Here is an 18,211-nt window from a genome sequence, read left to right as displayed (position 1 = left end):
GTCACTCCTCGTCGTCTGCCCCGCGGTGCGAGGGATCGGCGTCGATCTGTGCCCTCAGCTCCGGATTCACCATCGCCTTGAGGAACTGCTCGATAGACTTTCTCGCCTCGCCTTCGACTTCCGTCAATGCGTCATGTATCCGGCGCGACTGTGGCCGGGAAAGGGCAAGTGCGAGTTCGCGGCCCTTGGCCGTGGGATAAAGTTCGCGCTGGCGGCGGTCGCGCGGACCCTGCAACTGCATGATATGGCCCGTATCCAGCAACTGTTTGAGAACACGTGCCAGCGACTGTTTGGTGATCTTCAGAACATCCAGCAATTCCGCCACAGTGAGGCCCGGCCTGCGGTTGACGAAGTGCAGCACCCGATGGTGGGCGCGCCCGAAGCCATACTCCGCAAGCATCTGGTCCGGATCCGAGGTGAAATCGCGATAGGCAAAGAAGAACAGCTCGATCAGCGTAAAATCGATGCCGTCCTCATTGGCGACCGCATCCCGGATCGGTGCCTCTTCAGCGGTAATTTCCTTCAGCATATCTCTCCAGAAAGATTTATGTCAGCACTGTTGACGTATTCTGCGCCCAATGATAATTTTTGACAAGCTTTAGGGCTTATTGCGACCGAAAACGCAAGGCTGAGCCGGAAATCCGGAACTTCCTGAGTTTGCCATGGCCACAATATGGGCCTAGGCTTCCGTTTGGCGGGCTTTCGTCGCTGCCGGATCAAAATTCAACACACAGACTTATGCGGGCAAGGTTGCTCGCGGGAGGTTATGTCATGGCATCCGTTTCCTTCGACCAGCTCGACGGCTATATCTGGATGAATGGTGAGTTCGTCAAATGGGCGGACGCCAAGATTCATGTACTTACGCACGGACTTCACTATGCCAGCGCCGTATTCGAAGGCGAGCGGGCCTATGGCGGTGAGATTTTCAAGCTGACGGAACATACGGAGCGCCTGCACGAATCGGCCCGTATTCTTGGCTTCAAGATTCCTTACTCTGTTGCAGAGATCGATGAAGCCTGCGCCGAACTGCTGAAGAAGCAGGGCTTCAAGGACGCCTATGTGCGCCCGATCGCATGGCGCGGCAGCGAGCAGATGGGTGTTTCGGCCCAGAACAACCGCATCAACGTTGCGATCGCGATCTGGCAGTGGCCGAGCTACTTCGATCCGGAACAGAAGCTCAAGGGCATTCGCCTCGACATTGCCGAGTATCGTCGTCCAGATCCGCGCACTGCTCCGTCGAAATCGAAGGCTGCCGGCCTCTATATGATCTGCACGATTTCCAAGCATGCGGCTGAAGCGAAGGGCTACGCCGACGCCATGATGCTCGACTGGCGCGGGCAGGTTGCTGAGGCGACCGGCGCCAACATCTTCTTCGTCAAGGATGGCAAGATCCATACGCCGACGCCCGATTGCTTCCTCGACGGCATTACCCGCCGCACTGTGATCGGCCTTGCCCGCGATCGCAGCTACGAGGTTATCGAGCGCGCGATTCAGCCAGAGGAACTCGAAGGTTTCGAGCAGTGCTTCCTGACAGGTACGGCTGCAGAGGTCACACCGGTGTCGGAGATCGGTCCGTATCGCTTCGAGGTTGGTGAGATCGCCAAGAATCTTATGAACGACTATTCGGCTGCCGTGCAGCCGAAGCAGGCGATCGCTGCGGAATAAAAATCTAATTTATTTCGATTTCGAAAGGGGAATGGTTCATCACCATTCCCCTTTGTCTATGTCGGTTTGACATTCGGTGAAATCAGAGTCTCAGTGAAAAAATCCGGCTCAGGCGAGTCGGGATTTTCGAGAGGGATCACGGATGGAAACGCTTCTTCCTATCATCGTGCAGATCGTCACCGGTATTATCGGTGGTCAGGCCGTCGGTGCGGCAGTCAAACAGGCCGCAATGGGCCAGCTTCCCAAAATTCTCAGCGGTGCGATCGGGGGTGTCGGCGGTGCGGCCATCCTCGGAAGCCTGTTGGGCGGCGGTATCGATCCGGCAGCAGCAACGGCAGCGGCAGAAGGTCTCGGCGGGGCCCTCAACCTGAACAACATCATCGGCGGTGCTGGTGGCGGCGCAATCCTCACCGGCATTGTCGGTGCGGTCATGAACGCCATGAAGAAATAGCCGCAAACCATGTTTGCACGGGCAAAGGGCGGCTTCGGCCGCCCTTTGTGTTTGCGCAATTCGTGATTGCAGTGGACGCCGGTCAACTCCGATCCTACATCAGGGGCGATTTACCGACCGCGGCAATGCCGACAACGAAAGGATCATCATGGGTCAGATCAATGCCGGCATCGTTCCCGTCACGCCGTTTCAGCAGAATTGTACCATCCTTTTCGATGAGGAGGACAAGGTCGGTGTCGTCGTCGATCCCGGCGGAGACGTGGATCGAATTCTTGCAGCCCTGAAGGACAACGGCATCACTGCCACAGCCATCTGGCTCACGCATGGACATATTGATCATGCCGGCGGCGCGATGGAACTCAAAGACGCGCTTGGTGTGGAAATTCTGGGCTCGCATGAGGATGACCGGCCACTGCTGGCAAATCTCGAAAACCAGGCGCACCGTTTCGGGCTGACAGGGGCCGTGCGCAACTGCGAGCCGGATCGTTTTCTGGTGGAGGGCGACAGGGTATCGTTCGGATCTCATGAGTTTGAGGTCCTGCATTGTCCCGGTCATGCGCCGGGCCATGTCGTCTATTACAATCGTGCGGCGAAATTCGCTCATGTTGGCGACGTTCTGTTTCGCGGGTCCGTAGGGCGTACCGACCTGCCAGGTGGTGATCATCCTGCGCTGATCCGTTCTATCAGGGAAAAGCTTCTTCCTCTCGGAGATGACATCGGCTTTATCTGTGGCCACGGTCCGGGAGGGCGCTTCGGAGAGGAGCGGCGCTCAAATCCTTTTCTCGTGTAACGTGCTTTCAGCGACCTCAAAATAAAAAGGAGCGCTCTGAGCGCTCCTTTTTATTTTGAAACGATATGATGCGTTTGGAGACTTTGTGAAAAGTCGTTCCCTTTGACTCAATTGGCCTGGCAGAAATGCCTTTGGCCATCATATCCAAGGAACGTGCCGGAGCGCGCATCGAAGCTACGATAGCGATCCGAGCAGTACCTGTACCATTGCGGGCTCCAGGGCTCGTAGGATGCACGATAGGTGTCGTTACGATATGTGCGGTACGGAGCCGGTCGCGGTTCGCGGATAACGTAGGTAGGTTCTGGCTCGTAGTAGCGAGGCTGTGAAGCCAGTGCACCGCCGATCAGCGCGCCAGCGGCGAGCCCGATAACGCCGGCTGCTACAGCGTCACCCCTGGAGCGCTTGTGGTGGCGATTGTAGTCATGGCCATAATAGCCTCCGTGACCACCATAACCACCGCGCCGCCAGTCACGAGCCTCGGCGGCGGGCAGGGCGCTTAATGTGGTTGCGACAACTGCCGTCGACAGCACGCAAGCCTTGAAAAATCTGTTCATGACGGTCTCCTGTTCGAAGCCCACCGCCGTTACCGGTTCGATGTTGCACCGAGAGATAAGGGACCGTGCCTGAACGGCGGCTGAACGAAACGGTGTATTGTCCGTTAAACGTAACCGCCGGCCAGATGTTCCGCCGTGTATCAGCCGACGGTGAGATTGACCGCCTTGGGGCCCTTGCCGCGCTTGTCCGGCTCGGTCTCGAAGGTAACTTTCTGTCCGTCCTCAAGACCGGGAAGGCCCGAAGCCTGAACGGCAGAGATGTGGACGAAGACGTCCTTGGCACCATCGTCAGGCGTGATGAAACCGAAGCCTTTGGCGTGATTGAAGAATTTTACGGTGCCGGTCTGCGGCATGGGATGCTCCCTTATAAGTCCCACAGTCTTTATGTCGGGATTGTAAAATACCCGAGGACGGAATTTGTCCTTTATTTTCACTTCAACGGCAACAGAAACTTTGAGTCTTTCGCCTCTTCATCATAGTTTCCGGCCATGAAACAGAAAAGGCGCGACCTTTGTTGTCGCGCCTCTGTCTTAACTGCATTTGCAGCCGGAATCACGCAGCGCGAAGATTGACAGCCTTGGGGCCTTTGCCCATGCGGTCAGGCTCAACATCGAAAGTAACCTTCTGGCCATCAACCAGAGTACGCAAGCCGGAGGCCTCGATCGCAGAAATATGGACAAAAACGTCCTTGGCGCCGCCATCAGGCGTGATGAAGCCGAAGCCTTTGGTGCTGTTGAAGAATTTTACAGTTCCGGTCTGGGACATTGGGAGAACTCCTTCGCCCTATCGTCATTCAGAACCTCGTTTGCCAGGGCAGTCAGAGGTCCGGTGGTTGCTCGGCGGTCATGCATTCGCGCACGGGTAACCCCCCGCCAGAACGGGGTTGTCAGAGATTCACGATATCGGGAAAAGAGTCGTCCAAAACGTTCCATTCTCCGGGATGCAAATACCCGAACATTGAACTTATCGCACGGATTTGTGACTGTGGCAAGACCGCGCCTTTTCAAAGCCAGGGCAGGGCACTCTTAGGCCAATGGAACTCAACGGCTTGCGGGCGGCATCCGGAACTGTAAGCCTTGTAGCGCGTTGTTGGCGCTGCCACTAGCACACAGGAGAGGGAATTGATGAGATTCAGAAGTGTTTTTCTGTCGGGAGCTGCAGTGTTGCTGGCGTCCGGCATGCTGGCGGCTTGCGTGGCTGTCGATGATGGGCCCGGCTACAGGCCTCCGCCACCACGCCCGCGCCCGCCGGCACAGGCCTGTACCATGGAATACGCACCGGTTTGCGGCGTGCGTGGCTCGGAAAGCCGGACCTTCGGCAACAGCTGCCAGGCAAGAGCCAACGGATACAGGATCAGCCATGAGGGCGCATGCAGGTCCGGTGGAAACAGGCCCGGCTGGGATGGTCGCCCCGGTTCCGATCGGCCCGGGACGCGGCCAGAACGGCCCGGCCGCCCGCAAGGAGCCTGCACACGTGAATACGCTCCCGTGTGTGCATCCAGCCGCGGACAGCTGCGCACCTTCCCGAATGCCTGCGAAGCAAGGGCAGCAGATTGGCGGATCGTCGGCAACGGCAGCTGCCGCTGAACTTTTACGATTTGAAAGGGGCGGGTCAAAAAGGTCCGCCCCTTTTTTCTAGAGTGCCTGACCCTTCTGGGCATTCAGGAAGCAATCGAAGCCACCGAAGATCATGCGCTTTCCATCGAAGGGCATATTTTCCATATCGCCTTTCAGGCGTGGATCGGCCATCACCTTTTCAAGGATTTCATCCCGATCCTTGCGTGATTTGTATACGATCCACGAAAAGATCACGATCTCGTCTTCTTTGGCCTGAACGGCGCGCGGGAACGATGTAAGTTCGCCATAAGGTACGTCCTCGCCAGTGCATTCCGCATAGGCAAGGGCACCATGCTCCATCCATACGTCGCAGGCCTTGCGAGCCATTGCCTTGTATTCCTCAAGCTGGGCCTTTGGCACTGCGAGCAGGAAACCATCAACATATGACATTACTCTCCTCCTTCAGCTTTGGTCTGTTTACGAGCTGACCGGCGCATTCATTGCCCAGGCGACCCCGAATGGGTCGCGAAGGCTGCCCCAGCGATCACCCCAGAACATCACGTCAAGCGGCATCACAACTTCGCAGCCGGTGTCGACAGCGCGCTTCCACCACGAGTCGATGTTTTCTGCCGTCAGATGAAGTTGCATCGTGCAGCCCTGAACCGGCTGATGCGGATGCCCGTGTTCCGGATAGGCGTCACACAGCATCAGGCTGGAGCCGTTGACGTAGAGATGAACGTGCATGGTCCGGCCATGCTCGTCGGGTGGCACGGCATACACCTGCTCTGCGCCAAAGGCTCTCCGGTAGAATTCAGCCGCCTTCAGTGCACCGTCCACCTGGAGGTAAGGGGTGAGGCCGCCGAGCGCCTTCGGCATGGGCGGGGTCTGGGTTTTCGCGTCTGCATCGTTCATGTGCTTCTCCCGGGTTTGACATTGCGAGCCCCCACAGGACGTATGACGACGACGAGCTACGGGTGGCGGAGGTATCCGCCACCGCGAGGTTATTTCCCCGGCTTCCCGGTCTTGGAAGGACGACGCCGGCTTTTCGCGATATCGGCCGCGTCCTCGTATGAGCCGATGCCGATACGCTCCCGCCTGACGGGTTTCACATCATCCGGCTTTGCCGGTTTTCTGCCGTCAACGGGCTTTTCGGTGCGCCCTACGGTCATTTCGTCGAGCGTGTTCTTTCGGAACAGGGACTTGTCACCATCCGGGAGGCCGAAATCGGAACCATGAGCTTCCTGCGCCGACTGTTTCTTGAACAGAGACCGTGAAACTGCTCCTGCCGGGGTCGGCATGTCGGTTCCAGGCCCCATATCGTCCAGCGAGGGCTTGGAGAACAGGGACGTGTTTTCAGGTCCATCTTCCACGGCCTTATGCCGTGCGCGCCCTTTGTTATGCTTGCCTTTTTCCCGCCCCGACACCGGGCTCTCGGATTCGGCGTATTTCGCCAGCGGGTCGTCGGAAATCTGAAGCTCCAGTTCGGTGAGCCGCTTGACCTCGTCGCGAAGACGGGCTGCTTCCTCGAAATTGAGGTCGGCAGCGGCATCCCGCATTTTCTTCTGCAGATGCTCCAGATGCGCCTTGAGATTGTTGCCCATCATCTGGCCGGCATCGTCTGTGAACTGAGAGATGTCGGCGCGGACATGATCCTTCTCGTAGACCGATTCAAGAATGTCCGCGATGCGCGACTTGACCGATTCCGGGGTGATGCCGTTTGCCTTGTTGTACTCGAGCTGCTTCTCGCGGCGGCGGTTGGTTTCCGCCATGGCGCGCTCCATCGAGCCGGTGATCTGGTCGGCGTAGAGAATGACCTTGCCGTCGACATTGCGCGCAGCGCGGCCGATGGTCTGGATCAATGAGGTTTCAGAACGCAGGAAACCTTCCTTGTCCGCATCGAGGATGGCCACGAAACCGCATTCGGGAATGTCGAGCCCCTCGCGCAGGAGGTTGATGCCGACCAGAACGTCAAAGGCTCCGAGGCGCAGGTCGCGCAGGATCTCGATGCGCTCGAGAGTATCGATGTCGGAATGCATGTAACGCACGCGAATGCCCTGCTCATGCAGATATTCCGTGAGGTCCTCGGCCATGCGCTTGGTCAGCACCGTCACCAGCGTGCGATAGCCTTTTTTCGTCGTCTCGCGGATTTCTCCGAGAACGTCGTCGACCTGCGATTTCGCCGGACGAACCTCGACGGGCGGGTCGATCAGCCCGGTGGGGCGAATGACCTGCTCGGCGAACACACCGCCGGCCTGCTCCATTTCCCAACCGCCCGGCGTTGCCGACACCGCCACGCTGAGCGGGCGCATGGCATCCCACTCCTCGAAGCGCAGGGGCCGGTTGTCCATGCAGGACGGCAAACGGAAGCCATACTCCGCCAGTGTTGCCTTGCGGCGGAAGTCGCCGCGGTACATGCCGCCGATCTGGGGGATGGTGACATGGCTCTCGTCGATGAAGACCAGCGCATTGTCCGGCACATATTCGAACAGGGTCGGCGGCGGGTCGCCCGGCGCACGGCCGGTAAGATAGCGCGAATAGTTCTCGATGCCGGCGCATGAGCCCGTGGCTTCCAGCATTTCGAGGTCGAAGCGCGTGCGCTGCTCCAGCCTTTGCGCTTCCAGCAGGCGACCAGCCTTTTCAAGCTCTTGCAGGCGCTGCTGCAATTCTTCCTTGATGGACTTGATAGCCTGATTCAAGGTCGGGCGCGGCGTGACATAGTGCGAATTCGCGTAGATTTTCACGCTCTTGAGATCGCCGGTCTTGTTGCCGGTGAGCGGATCGAACTCGGTGATCGCGTCGATCTCGTCTCCGAACAGAGAGACGCGCCAGGCACGGTCCTCAAGGTGAGCCGGGAAAATCTCGATTGTGTCGCCGCGCACCCGGAAGGAACCGCGCACGAAATTCGCGTCCTGCCGTTTGTATTGCTGGGCAACAAGGTCAGCCAGCAACTGGCGCTGGTCGAGCCGGTCGCCAACCTGCATCTGGAAGGTCATGGCGGTATAGGTTTCGACCGAGCCGATACCATAGATGCACGAAACCGAAGCGACGATGATGACGTCGTCGCGCTCCAGCAGCGACCGCGTGGCCGAGTGGCGCATGCGGTCGATCTGCTCGTTGATGGAGGATTCCTTCTCGATATAGGTGTCCGTGCGAGGCACGTAGGCCTCGGGTTGGTAGTAGTCGTAGTAAGAGACGAAATACTCCACCGCATTGTTCGGGAAGAATTTCCTGAACTCCGCATAGAGCTGTGCGGCTAGGGTCTTGTTGGGCGCCAGGATCAGGGCAGGGCGCTGCGTCTCCTCGATCACCTTCGCCATGGTGAAGGTCTTGCCGGAACCGGTCACGCCAAGCAGGACCTGCGTGCGGTCGTCGTTGGAAATGCCCTCGACCAGATCCCTGATAGCTGTCGGCTGGTCGCCGGCGGGCTGGAAGTCGGATTCCATGCTTATCGGAATGCCGCCTTCAGATTTTTCCGGCCGGGCAGGGCGGTGCGGGGTCCAGATCTTGCCGTTCTTGTGCAGCGGATTGCCGCTTTCGATCAGGTCGGACAAAGCCTGTACCGTTGCGGTAACCGCGGACTTGGGCAGGGAAGCGGCATCTTCAAGCGAGATGTCGAGGCCAGCCACCGGGTTCAGACCTGCTGCAGCGCGGTCCTTGGCGGAAGCTGCTCCACCCATCGAGGTGCCACGCGCCGTGCGCGTGGGCGAGGCGGAGCGCGGCGCGACTTTCTTCGCTGTTTTGCCAGAGGCTTTATCGGTACCCTTGCCTTGAGTTGCAGATAGTCGCTGCTGTTCGGCTTCCTGCGAAATCTGCTCCGCCCAATCCGCTATTGAACCAGACAGAGGCGCTCCCGAAAATTCGCTCTGCGGTGCTTCGGCAAAACCGCCGTCGCGCAGCGGTTCGCTGGCGTCATGAAAGTCGGTAAGAGGACTGCGCCGCTGGGGCTGCGCCGGTTTCGGGGAGGATTTGGACATAGGCCGAATATGGGTGGACTCGCCGCAAATGGAAAGGGGCAGCGGAACACAAGCCTGCGGCCGGGCCTGCTGCCCGGATGCTCTGCTGACAGCAGGTTGTCAGCAGGCTTCAACCAAAGCGCAATTTCATGAGCACGATGGCGCCCACGAAAAGAAGCGTGAGTATGTTGGCGACAATAACCGGCCAGGAGCCGATGAGCACGCCGTAGACGGCCCAAAGGGCGACACCTGCGGCTATGGCGCTCGTGGCTGCCAGCGAAATATCGTCAGCCTTGCGCTCGCGCGCAAGCTTGACGACCTGCGGAACCCAGCCGAGCGTCGTGATGAGCGCGGCACACGCGCCTATGGCTTCGATCCAGTAAAACAAGGTGGAGGCTCCGATAAGCGCCACTGTCGATATGGCAGATTTGCTTCTCGCTGGAAAGCTGGCTCAGAGGCTGGACCAATGAAACAAAATGTGTTCGCAGGCATTTTTTCGCCGGCGCGCCGTGATCGGCCCGGGCTCTGCAATCGGGCATCGGTGTGGCTGTCATGCTTTGTGTCCGGTGGGGTGCAACCGATTCCTTTTGAAGGCAAAGACCTGTAATACAGGGACGATAGGCGAGACGCTGAATGCCCGGCAAAGGCGCCAATGTGTCAGAAATAAGCCGCTGATAATGTTTGGAAAAGTTATCTTTCGTGATTTGAAATCGGGATCGGGTCACATAGCTTCCGGGTGTCGCAGGGCAGTTCGCACGCCGGGTTGCCTGAGGAAAACCGCCAAAAACGGAGTATCCGACATGAAAAAGACACTCGCAACCGCCGCTGCCCTTCTCGCACTTCTCAGCACCGCATATGCGGCAACCGTGCAGGGCACGATCCAGGCGGTCGATCCCGAAACCAAATCGATCACGCTCGATGACGGCAAGATCTATCAGTTGCCACCGGAAGCCGCGGTCGACCAGTTGTCGGTGGGCGCCAATGTCGTGGTGACCGTAGACGATACGACAGGGTTGGTGACGTCGATCGAATCTGCTGCGTAAGAAACCAGTTCAGACAACGAGTTTCAGCCGGTCCCCGCAGGGGCCGGCTTTTTCATTACCTGCCTGATGAGCGTGTTGAATGTGGAAAGGAATTGCTGCCATCACGGCCGTAGTCTGGTGATGGCGGGTGAAGAGCTTGTGATACACAGGCTGAGGCATCGACACGTTTTTCTGGCAAATCGATTCCGGAAAATACGGCAATCACTTGATTTTGCGCAGGGTTTTCTTCGGGCTGTTGACGTGTCTTCATTGGATGGCTACGCCATGAAAGCAAAAAAATCCGGAGGTCAGGCATGGTGCAATATGTGAACGGCGCGCCGCAGGGGGAGCTCACGCTGCGCACGTTGGCCATGCCCGCCGATGCCAATGCGGCCGGCGATATCTTCGGCGGCTGGGTGATGGCACAGATGGATCTTGCCTGCGGCATCAGAGCAGCCGAACGCGCGCGTGGCCGCGTGGTGACGGCGGCGGTGAAGGAAATGTCCTTCGCAAAGCCGGTCAAGATCGGCGATACGCTGTGCATCTATACTCGCATAGAGCGCGTTGGACGCAGTTCGATGACGTTGAAAGTGGAGGCCTGGGCCCAGCGCTATCTGTCCGAGCTCATGGAAATGGTCACGCATGCCGATTTCGTCATGGTGGCGCTGGATGACGAAGGCAAGCCGACCCGTGTTCCGGGCGAGTAACTCGCCTCCACCTGTCATTTCACGGTTGCATCGAAACGCGCCCGGGCCTTGTTGATCCGCTCGGTATTGGCGCGGGCCCATTCGCTGAGCGCGGTTACAGGAACCAGAAGCTCGCGGCCCAGATTCGTCAGCTCATAATCCACCCTCGGCGGTATGGTGGGAAAAACGGTGCGCGTGGCGAAGCCGTCGCGTTCCAGGCTGCGCAGGGTGGTCGTCAGCATCTTCTGCGAAATACCGCCAATTGCATACCTCAGCTCGCTGAAGCGCATCGGTCCTTTGCCGAGTGTCGTCACGACCAGCACCGTCCATTTGTCGCCGACACGTTGCAGGAGCGCGCTGATGGCGCGGCAATCCTCACTGCGGTGATCGTGCCTTGGTTTCAAAAAAGTGCCTCCTTGCGCTGATGCTCCAAGGTTACATAAATAGTGTCGGTTTCTTTTTTATACCACTCTCAATGGAGAATATGCATGCCGTCTTCCAAAGTCAGGCTCGCCGTCGTCATCGGATCCATCCGGGAAAAGCGCTTTGCCGAAAAGCCTGCTCGCTGGATCGCCGATCTCATCAATCAGAGGGACGATGCAGAAGCCGAAATCGTCGACCTCAGGGATTATCCGATGGCATTGTTCGCGGAGGATGCGTCACCGCTGTGGGCGCCTTCGAAGGACGAGCATGCCCGCCGCTGGCAGGAAAAGCTGGAAGAGTTCGATGGCTATGTTTTCACGGCAGCCGAATACAACCATGCGCCGACTGGTGTGCTCAAGAACGCCTTCGACTATGCCGGGGCGCAGGTGTTTCGCAAGCCTGCCGGTTTCGTCGGCTATGGCGGCGTGGGTGGGGCGAGGGCGGTGGAGCACCTGCGGCAGATCGCAGTCGAGATGCAGATGGCTCCCGTCCGCGCTGCGGTTCATATCCTTCGCAACGATTTCGTCGCAATCCTGCAGGGACAGGACATTGCGGATCTGGCGCATCTGAAGGAAGGTGCGGATGCGCTTCTGGAGGATATGGTATGGTGGGCCAGGGCGTTGCGCGCCGCGCGCGTGGCCGAAGCGCAGGTCAAGGCAGCCTGACGGCATCGGCAGGAAAAAAGGGCCTCGGTTGTTTCCGGGGCCCTTTTCTTCGTTTTCAGCTCGCAGCTGGCAGTTTGGTAGCCAGAACCTTGTCTATGCGTCGGCCGTCCAGATCGACCACCTCGAAACGCCAGCCCTGTGCATCGACCGTTTCGCCCGTGGCCGGCAAATGATGCATATGCGACAGAACATATCCGGCAACGGTTTCGTAGTCGCGATTTTCCGGCAGATCGATACCGATCATGTCCGCCATTTCATCGGCCTGCATGTAGCCGGCCAGCAGCCATGAGCCGTCCTCACGCTGGAACGCGGTTTCGTCGGAATCGTCCTCATCCAGATCGGAGCGGAAGACGCCGGTGATTGCTTCCAGAATATCCGCTGGCGTCACCACGCCTTCAAAGTGGCCGTATTCGTCATGCACGAGCGCCATCGGCATGTCGGCTTCCTTGAGCTTTGCAAGCACATCGAGCGCGTCGGCCTGATCGTGGACGATTGGCGCCTGCTGCACATGCTTGCGCGTATCGAGCGGTTTTCCGGCGAGCAGCGTTGCGAGGATATCGCGTGTCTGCACCACGCCTATCATGTTGTCGACATTGCCGTCGGCGGCGGGCAGGCGCGAGTGCGGGCTTTCCATCAGCACCCGGCGAATCGTGGCCTCGTCAGACTGGACGTTAAGCCAGTCGACATCCGTGCGTGGGGTCATGACCGCGCGCACCGCCCGGTCACCCAACCGCATCACGCCGGCGATCATGCGCCGCTCGTCGGATTCGATGGTGCCCTGATGCTCCGCCTCGGCGACGATCATCTTGATCTCTTCGTCTGTGACCTTTTCCTCGCTTTCGCCGCGCTGGCCGAGAAGCCAAAGCACCGACCTTCCTGAAAGGTCCAGCAGCCATACCAGAGGAGCACAAACCGTCGCCAGAACGGACATCGGCCCGGCGACCTTCGAAGCGATGCGCTCGGGATCGCGAAGCGCGATCTGCTTCGGCACGAGTTCGCCGATGATGAGCGAGGCATAGGTGATGAGCGCTACCACGATGCCCACGCCTAGCGGCTGCGCAACTCCGGCAGACATGCCGGAAGCAGCAAGAAGCTTGGAGAGGCGATCACCCAGCGTAGCTCCTGAGAAGGCACCCGAGAGCACGCCTACGAGCGTGATGCCGATCTGGACGGTCGACAGGAACTTGCCCGGGTTGGCGCCCAGTTCCAGCGCGCGCGCTGCGCCGCGGACATTTCGGTCAACCATCGTCTTGAGGCGCGCCGGACGAGACGAAACGATCGCAAGTTCCGACATGGCCAGCAGGCCGTTCACGCAGATGAGGACGACCACGATGGCGATTTCAGTGTATAGCATGAATGCTCATTAGCACCCCGGAGCCCCTCTGGAAAAGAGAGCAAATCAGCCGCATTGATTGTTATTCGCATCAACGATGCGTTATCTGCAGGCCCGGTAGCCGTTTCTGCGGTTTTTTATGTCGAAGTGAAAATGATCGCGGTGATCGTAGTTGTAGCCGGGACCAAGAACCGTGGTGAAATACGAACAGCCGTCGGCGCGCACGGTGTTGAGCAGCCCGCGCTCGCGGAACGCGAACAGGCCGGGTTTGCGAACGTCGATGAGCTTGCCATTGTTCAGCTCGATCGCCATCACGTCGAGCGCGTTGCCTTTGCCATGCTCGGACAGAACCCCTTCGCCGCGTATCTTGCGGCAGGAATAGCTGGAGCCTTGCCGTATCGATTTGACGCTGGAAAGATAGCGCCAGCGTGCGGCCGGTGTCAGTTCGTTTCGGGTCCAGCTGGCGAAGCTTGCGGCCATGGCACAGGTCAGCGTCGCTGCCGGTTTCATTTCCACGCCACCGATTGCCGTTACCTTCACGGGGTGATCAATGCCGCATTGGCCGCCGTCATTGATGGGCGCGAGATCGGTGTAGGCCACGCGCAGCCGTTTCAATTCCTTGCGGCATTCCACCTCTTCCTGCGGAAGCTGGGTGCTCTGCGGCATGGGCCGGTCGAAACGCGGATAGGCCGCCGTCAGATAGGGGTTTGACGGTACCAATGCCTGCATGCCGACCCCTGCCTGCACGGCAGACGTCTGTGTTCCAACGTCTACGGCAGGCTGAAGATCGAGGACGCTGCCGGTGTTGCAGGCTGACAGGCCGGTGATTGCGGCAAAGATGGCGATGCCGCTTGAGAGCCTGACAAGGCGCCGCAAAAAGGGGGCGCCGGGTGATGCGCTGGGGGATTTCCCGGCCATGACGAACCAAACTCTGTTCCCTTGGAATGCAAAGCTTAGCTGCGAAGGGTAAAGGAAAGATCAGCAGCGGCGTTCATGCCTGTGGCGGCATTGGGGCGGGCTTACTGGCAAAAAACGGAACCGTTGCGGCGTGGGGCCAGATCGAGATGCAGATGCGTTTCATGATCGGGGTCGCTGCCGGGTCCGAGAACGGTCCTGAAAGGTCCGCACGCGGCCTTTCTTACATGGTCGAGAAACTGGCGCTGTTTTGCGGCGGGCGAAGGCTGGACTTCGATCCTGCTGCCATCTTTCATGGTGAACGCCGCTATGTCGAGCGCATTGCCAAATGCGTGCTCGGACAGTTTCGAGCCATTGTGGCGCGGGCGGCAGACATAGGCCGAAGCCTGATTAATGCCTGCGAGATCAGCGCCGATAATGTCGCGTGCGGCAGGCCGGACAATGTCGGCGGTGAAACGTGCGGCAGTCTCGGCGATATCGCAATTCAGTTCGGCTTCGGGCGACAGTTCCACGTTTGTGGCCAATCTTGTGACGACAATGGGGTAGGGCAGAGCACAGCCAGCTTCTGAATCCCGCTCGGCAGGCTTTTCCCTGAAAACGACACCCATCGTGCGAAGCCTTGCCCGGCATGCCAGTTCATTCGCAGGCATCTCTTTTGCAGCAATTGCAGCCGAACGCGGATCTGGTGGAAGTGAGGGCTTCTCATCAGGCGTTTTCTGCGACTGGTCAGGCGGTGCAGGCTTTGCCTCGGGTGTGGGTGCGCGGTCCGGCGGAGAGATTGCTTCCGGCGCATCGTCAGGCCGGTTTTGGGGGAGCGGTGTCTGCTGTTGTTCCGCCTGTTCTGGAACCGGTGCGTTCCGGGGAAGTTGGGGCGGCTTTTGTCTGGCTAAAGCAGGCGCTGCCATCAGGCATATGGCAGTCGTCAAGGAAAGCAGGCTGAAGCGGATATGGATCATCCAGCGACAACGATGAAAGGGCGGAAGCAGTTGCCGCAGGCATGATCACCTTCGGTAACTGATTGTCTCGGCGGGCCAGTCCGCGCCATCGTGCATTCGCGCGAAGATTCCGAAAAGGTGTGTACTTCATTGAAAGAAGAGTCTTTTCGGACGCATTACGTCAGCTCTGGCTGTCGTGCAGTCGGCGATTCCAGTCTTCAACCTTACGGCTGGCTATTCGTCTTTCGGCAAGCTCACACCACGAGGATGCGAGTTCCGGCAAGGAAGTGAGATCGCGCAGAGAATCGAGATCCATGGTCCGCGTGTAAAGAAGTTCGATGATGCGCTCCAGGGACCAGCAAGGCTGTGGCCGTTCCAGCAGAACGAGACTGTCGCCCGCCGCCGCATGGCCTTCCTCAAGAACCCGATAATACCATCCCGTCCGGCCGCTTTTCTGAACTCTCAGCGCCATGTCCGACCGATCGAAGCGCGCATTCAGCCGCCAGCAAGGCTGGCGTCCCTGGCTGACCTGAAGCAGGGCGGAGCCGAACCGGTATACATCTCCTATGCAGACATTCGCTTCCGACAGGCCAAGCGTCGTGATGTTCTCGCCGAACGCGGGAGCGTTGGCCACGATCCCGTCCTCGCTCCAGGCCGCATAGTGGTCGGCGGGATAGTGATGGACCGCCTTTTCCGGGCCGCCATGGTGGCGGGTGTCGCCTTGATTGTCGCCCTGCAACCCCGTGGCCGTAATGGCGATCTGGCCACAAACCGGCTTCTTGTCTATGCCGCTCGGCACCTGCCGGGGACCCAGCGGCGCCAGCTCACCGATGAAGAGCGCTTCAACAACAGCAACGGCTGGCTCCTGTGCAAATGGGGTATTTCTCACTGAAAGCACTACTTTGTCCTTATCGAACGCCAGTTCGAAATAGGCAGCAGGCAGGCCAGATGTCGAACGGCTCCCCGGGGTTTTCCTGCCGTGCGACAATCAAAATTCTTTCCTGCTTGCTCCATGCCTCCTTCAAAGGCAATGCGGTTTGGCGTCCATGTTTCCATGACGTCGAGCTTTGGCCGGTTCACGTGGGATTGACAGGGCCAGCGGTGCAATTGAAATGGCGCAATCTCTTCCGCTTCACTGGATTATCCCGTTGGCTTCGCTCCTGTCTCCCAAGGTTCTGCCCATCCTGATGCTGCTTGCCTCGAATGTCTTCATGACCTTCGCATGGTACGGACATCTGAAATTCAAAAGTGCAGCGATCTACACGGTTGTGCTGGTGAGCTGGGGAATTGCTTTCTTCGAATATTGGCTGGCGGTGCCGGCGAACCGGATCGGTGCGGAGGTTTATTCAACCGCAGAATTGAAGACGATTCAGGAAGTCATCACGCTTGGCGTATTCGCTGTGTTCTCCGTGGTTTATCTGAAGGAGGCTTTGACATGGAACCATCTTGCAGGGTTTGCACTGATTGCCTGTGGCGCTGCGTTGATTTTTAGAGCCTGAGCATTAGCCGGGAAAACGCCCTCGATTTTTAGCACGTGAAAAACGTTCAGCACTTGCTATATTGTGACGAGAATCCAAAATTTGACGGTTCCGTCGGTTTCCTGACGGACCGTTTTCTTTTTGTCGAAAACCCGCGGAAAAAGTGCGGACGGCAGGAAAGGTGAAGCTATGAACAAGGTGCCGATGACAGGCGGTGGTTTTGAGGCTCTCAAGGAGGAGCTGCGTTGGCGTCAGCAGGATGAACGGCCTCGCATCATCGAAGCGATTTCTGAGGCACGCGCACATGGTGACCTTTCAGAGAACGCCGAATATCATTCTGCCAAGGAAGCGCAGAGCCTTAACGAGGGTCGCATCGGCGAGCTCGAGGATCTGATCGCACGTGCCGAAGTCATCGATATCAGCAAGCTGAGCGGCGACAAGATCAAGTTCGGAGCTACCGTGGTTCTGGTGGACGAGGACACCGAGGAAGAAAAGACTTATCAGATCGTCGGCGATCAGGAAGCGGATGTGAAAGCAGGTCGCATTTCCATTTCTTCTCCGATCGCACGTGCGCTGATCGGCAAGGCGGTTGGCGATGCGATCGAGGTCAATGCACCGGGTGGGGCGCGTGGTTATGAGATCGTCGAGCTGCGCTGGGCGTGAGCCTGCTGCCGGATAGGAAATCCCGGATCATGGGCAAAACGCTGGTCGATGTTGCGCAGATCCATGTGGTCGTGCCCAATTTCAAGCAGCGCCTCTCCGGTGTTACGAGCACAATCATCCAGCTCGTGCCATTGCAGGCCCGGGCGATCGGCATCGCAACGCTGGGGCCGGGCTTGCCCGGCCATCTCCCCAAGCTGCGATGGTGGCAGGTGCCGGGGCTTCTGCGCCGACCGAAGAACGCGCCGGTTCGCGTGTGGCATGCGCGCCGCAATCCTGAAATGCTGGCCGGATTGGTGCTGAGAGATATATTCCGCGCACCACTGAAGCTTGTCTTCACCTCAGCATCACAGCGCCATCACAAACGCTGGACGAAGTTCCTCATCCGCCGCATGGATGCGGTGATCGCGACCAGTCGCAAGACCGCTGCTTATCTGGAAATTCCAAACACCGTGATCATGCACGGCATCGACACGGAACGCTTTCACCCGCCTGCGGACCGCAGAGAGGTTGCGAGTGAACTCGGTCTGGACCCGAAGCAGCTCTATACTGGTTGCTTTGGCCGTGTTCGGCATCAGAAAGGTACCGACCTTTTCGTCGATGCCATGATCGGTTTGCTGCCGAAGCATCCCCAATGGTCGGCAATTGTTGCCGGCCGTGCGACTGCTGAACATGCAGGGTTTGAGGCTGATTTGCGCGCGCGCGTGGATAAAGCCGGGCTTTCCGACCGGATCCTTTTTGTGGGAGAGCACAAGGACATCGAACGGTGGTATCGCGCTCTGTCGCTGTTCATAGCTCCACAGCGATGGGAAGGTTTTGGCCTCACGCCCCTGGAAGCCATGGCCAGCGGTGTGCCGGTGGTCGCCACCGACGTCGGCGCATTCTCCGAACTGATCGAGGATGGCGTGACAGGAACGCTCATACCCCGCGACGATACCGATGCGATGATGGCGGCCGCGGCCCAATGGATGGGCGACGATGTCCGACGAAACGCTGCGGCAATCGAAAGCCGTGCGCATGTTGCATCGCGTTTCAGCATAGAACGGGAAGTGGGATCACTCGGTGGCGTCTATGGATCCGTTATACGTGACCTCTGAATTTTTGCGATATGTTGCGAAAGCAACG

The 18,211-nt window shown here is 58.7% G+C and carries 23 protein-coding genes; 10 read left to right on the top strand and 13 right to left on the bottom strand.

What is annotated here, in order from left to right:
* Position 1: 1 nt before the first annotated feature.
* A complete protein-coding gene (locus tag HNR59_RS18835; RefSeq protein WP_183832585.1) occupies positions 2–529 on the bottom strand; it encodes a MarR family winged helix-turn-helix transcriptional regulator in 528 nt (175 codons plus the stop codon).
* Between the two features lie 242 nt (positions 530–771).
* Here HNR59_RS18835 and HNR59_RS18830 point away from each other — a divergent pair, with 242 nt between their 5' ends.
* The 3 genes from HNR59_RS18830 (at position 772) to HNR59_RS18820 (ending at position 2,906) form a co-directional block, all read left to right on the top strand.
* On the top strand, positions 772–1,665 hold the full coding sequence (locus HNR59_RS18830; RefSeq protein WP_183832584.1) for a branched-chain amino acid aminotransferase: 894 nt from the start codon (positions 772–774) through the stop codon (positions 1,663–1,665).
* Positions 1,666–1,807: 142 nt separating this feature from the next.
* Positions 1,808–2,116, top strand: a complete 309-nt coding sequence (locus HNR59_RS18825) for a hypothetical protein (protein ID WP_183832583.1) — start codon at positions 1,808–1,810, stop codon at positions 2,114–2,116.
* Between the two features lie 148 nt (positions 2,117–2,264).
* Positions 2,265–2,906 (top strand): MBL fold metallo-hydrolase, encoded by a 642-nt coding sequence (locus tag HNR59_RS18820; protein WP_183832582.1) that lies wholly within the window; start codon positions 2,265–2,267, stop codon positions 2,904–2,906.
* Between the two features lie 107 nt (positions 2,907–3,013).
* Here HNR59_RS18820 and HNR59_RS18815 read toward each other — a convergent pair whose 3' ends face one another.
* From HNR59_RS18815 to HNR59_RS18805, 3 genes are all read right to left on the bottom strand, one after another.
* Positions 3,014–3,460, bottom strand: coding sequence for a BA14K family protein (locus HNR59_RS18815; RefSeq protein WP_183832581.1), 447 nt, complete (start codon positions 3,458–3,460; stop codon positions 3,014–3,016).
* Positions 3,461–3,600: 140 nt separating this feature from the next.
* Positions 3,601–3,813 (bottom strand): cold-shock protein, encoded by a 213-nt coding sequence (locus tag HNR59_RS18810; protein WP_056105658.1) that lies wholly within the window; start codon positions 3,811–3,813, stop codon positions 3,601–3,603.
* A gap of 199 nt (positions 3,814–4,012) precedes the next feature.
* Positions 4,013–4,225: a cold-shock protein gene (locus tag HNR59_RS18805; RefSeq protein WP_183832580.1), complete on the bottom strand. Its 213-nt coding sequence runs from the start codon at positions 4,223–4,225 to the stop codon at positions 4,013–4,015.
* Positions 4,226–4,584: 359 nt separating this feature from the next.
* On the opposite strand from HNR59_RS18805, the gene HNR59_RS20845 reads away from it, so the two are divergent.
* Positions 4,585–5,046: a Kazal-type serine protease inhibitor family protein gene (locus HNR59_RS20845; RefSeq protein WP_246374853.1), complete on the top strand. Its 462-nt coding sequence runs from the start codon at positions 4,585–4,587 to the stop codon at positions 5,044–5,046.
* 48 nt (positions 5,047–5,094) lie between these two features.
* Here the strand turns inward: HNR59_RS20845 and HNR59_RS18800 are convergent, their stop codons facing one another.
* The 4 genes from HNR59_RS18800 to HNR59_RS18785 all read right to left on the bottom strand — a co-directional run bounded on the left by HNR59_RS18800 (position 5,095) and on the right by HNR59_RS18785 (position 9,357).
* The gene (locus HNR59_RS18800) at positions 5,095–5,466 is read right to left on the bottom strand and encodes a DUF1428 domain-containing protein (protein WP_183832579.1); all 372 of its coding nucleotides are present in this window, start codon (positions 5,464–5,466) and stop codon (positions 5,095–5,097) included.
* A 27-nt stretch (positions 5,467–5,493) separates the two neighbouring features.
* Complete coding sequence (locus HNR59_RS18795; RefSeq protein ID WP_183832578.1) at positions 5,494–5,928, bottom strand: VOC family protein; 435 nt, start codon at positions 5,926–5,928, stop codon at positions 5,494–5,496.
* An 89-nt stretch (positions 5,929–6,017) separates the two neighbouring features.
* Positions 6,018–8,990 (bottom strand): excinuclease ABC subunit UvrB, encoded by a 2,973-nt coding sequence (gene uvrB / locus HNR59_RS18790; RefSeq protein ID WP_183832577.1) that lies wholly within the window; start codon positions 8,988–8,990, stop codon positions 6,018–6,020.
* 109 nt (positions 8,991–9,099) lie between these two features.
* Positions 9,100–9,357 carry a SemiSWEET family sugar transporter gene (locus HNR59_RS18785; RefSeq protein WP_210307442.1) on the bottom strand — a complete coding sequence of 86 codons (258 nt, stop codon included), beginning with the start codon at positions 9,355–9,357 and terminating at the stop codon, positions 9,100–9,102.
* Between the two features lie 412 nt (positions 9,358–9,769).
* Here HNR59_RS18785 and HNR59_RS18780 point away from each other — a divergent pair, with 412 nt between their 5' ends.
* Both HNR59_RS18780 and HNR59_RS18775 read left to right on the top strand, forming a co-directional pair.
* Complete coding sequence (locus tag HNR59_RS18780) at positions 9,770–10,012, top strand: DUF1344 domain-containing protein (RefSeq protein WP_183832576.1); 243 nt, start codon at positions 9,770–9,772, stop codon at positions 10,010–10,012.
* 293 nt (positions 10,013–10,305) lie between these two features.
* Positions 10,306–10,698, top strand: coding sequence for an acyl-CoA thioesterase (locus HNR59_RS18775; RefSeq protein ID WP_183832575.1), 393 nt, complete (start codon positions 10,306–10,308; stop codon positions 10,696–10,698).
* A gap of 14 nt (positions 10,699–10,712) precedes the next feature.
* Here HNR59_RS18775 and HNR59_RS18770 read toward each other — a convergent pair whose 3' ends face one another.
* Positions 10,713–11,081, bottom strand: coding sequence for a winged helix-turn-helix transcriptional regulator (locus HNR59_RS18770; protein ID WP_183832574.1), 369 nt, complete (start codon positions 11,079–11,081; stop codon positions 10,713–10,715).
* An 84-nt stretch (positions 11,082–11,165) separates the two neighbouring features.
* Here HNR59_RS18770 and HNR59_RS18765 point away from each other — a divergent pair, with 84 nt between their 5' ends.
* Positions 11,166–11,765 carry an NADPH-dependent FMN reductase gene (locus HNR59_RS18765; protein WP_183832573.1) on the top strand — a complete coding sequence of 200 codons (600 nt, stop codon included), beginning with the start codon at positions 11,166–11,168 and terminating at the stop codon, positions 11,763–11,765.
* A 55-nt stretch (positions 11,766–11,820) separates the two neighbouring features.
* Here HNR59_RS18765 and HNR59_RS18760 read toward each other — a convergent pair whose 3' ends face one another.
* From HNR59_RS18760 to HNR59_RS18745, 4 genes are all read right to left on the bottom strand, one after another.
* Positions 11,821–13,119 (bottom strand): hemolysin family protein, encoded by a 1,299-nt coding sequence (locus tag HNR59_RS18760; RefSeq protein ID WP_183832572.1) that lies wholly within the window; start codon positions 13,117–13,119, stop codon positions 11,821–11,823.
* Between the two features lie 81 nt (positions 13,120–13,200).
* Positions 13,201–14,016: an extensin-like domain-containing protein gene (locus tag HNR59_RS18755; protein WP_183832571.1), complete on the bottom strand. Its 816-nt coding sequence runs from the start codon at positions 14,014–14,016 to the stop codon at positions 13,201–13,203.
* 101 nt (positions 14,017–14,117) lie between these two features.
* Entirely contained in the window at positions 14,118–14,969 is an 852-nt protein-coding gene (locus tag HNR59_RS18750; protein WP_183832570.1) for an extensin-like domain-containing protein, read from the bottom strand.
* A 160-nt stretch (positions 14,970–15,129) separates the two neighbouring features.
* Positions 15,130–15,837, bottom strand: a complete 708-nt coding sequence (locus HNR59_RS18745) for an MOSC domain-containing protein (RefSeq protein ID WP_183832644.1) — start codon at positions 15,835–15,837, stop codon at positions 15,130–15,132.
* 259 nt (positions 15,838–16,096) lie between these two features.
* Between HNR59_RS18745 and HNR59_RS18740 the strand changes: the two genes are divergently transcribed.
* From HNR59_RS18740 to HNR59_RS18730, 3 genes are all read left to right on the top strand, one after another.
* Positions 16,097–16,447: a DMT family protein gene (locus tag HNR59_RS18740; RefSeq protein WP_183832643.1), complete on the top strand. Its 351-nt coding sequence runs from the start codon at positions 16,097–16,099 to the stop codon at positions 16,445–16,447.
* A 168-nt stretch (positions 16,448–16,615) separates the two neighbouring features.
* Positions 16,616–17,089: a transcription elongation factor GreA gene (gene greA, locus HNR59_RS18735; protein ID WP_183832569.1), complete on the top strand. Its 474-nt coding sequence runs from the start codon at positions 16,616–16,618 to the stop codon at positions 17,087–17,089.
* Between the two features lie 41 nt (positions 17,090–17,130).
* Positions 17,131–18,183, top strand: coding sequence for a glycosyltransferase family 4 protein (locus HNR59_RS18730; protein WP_183832642.1), 1,053 nt, complete (start codon positions 17,131–17,133; stop codon positions 18,181–18,183).
* Positions 18,184–18,211: the final 28 nt, after the last annotated feature.

The organism is Aquamicrobium lusatiense, assembly GCF_014201615.1.
Lineage (GTDB): Bacteria > Pseudomonadota > Alphaproteobacteria > Rhizobiales > Rhizobiaceae > Mesorhizobium > Mesorhizobium lusatiense.
This window is presented reverse-complemented; position numbering and strand designations above follow the sequence as displayed.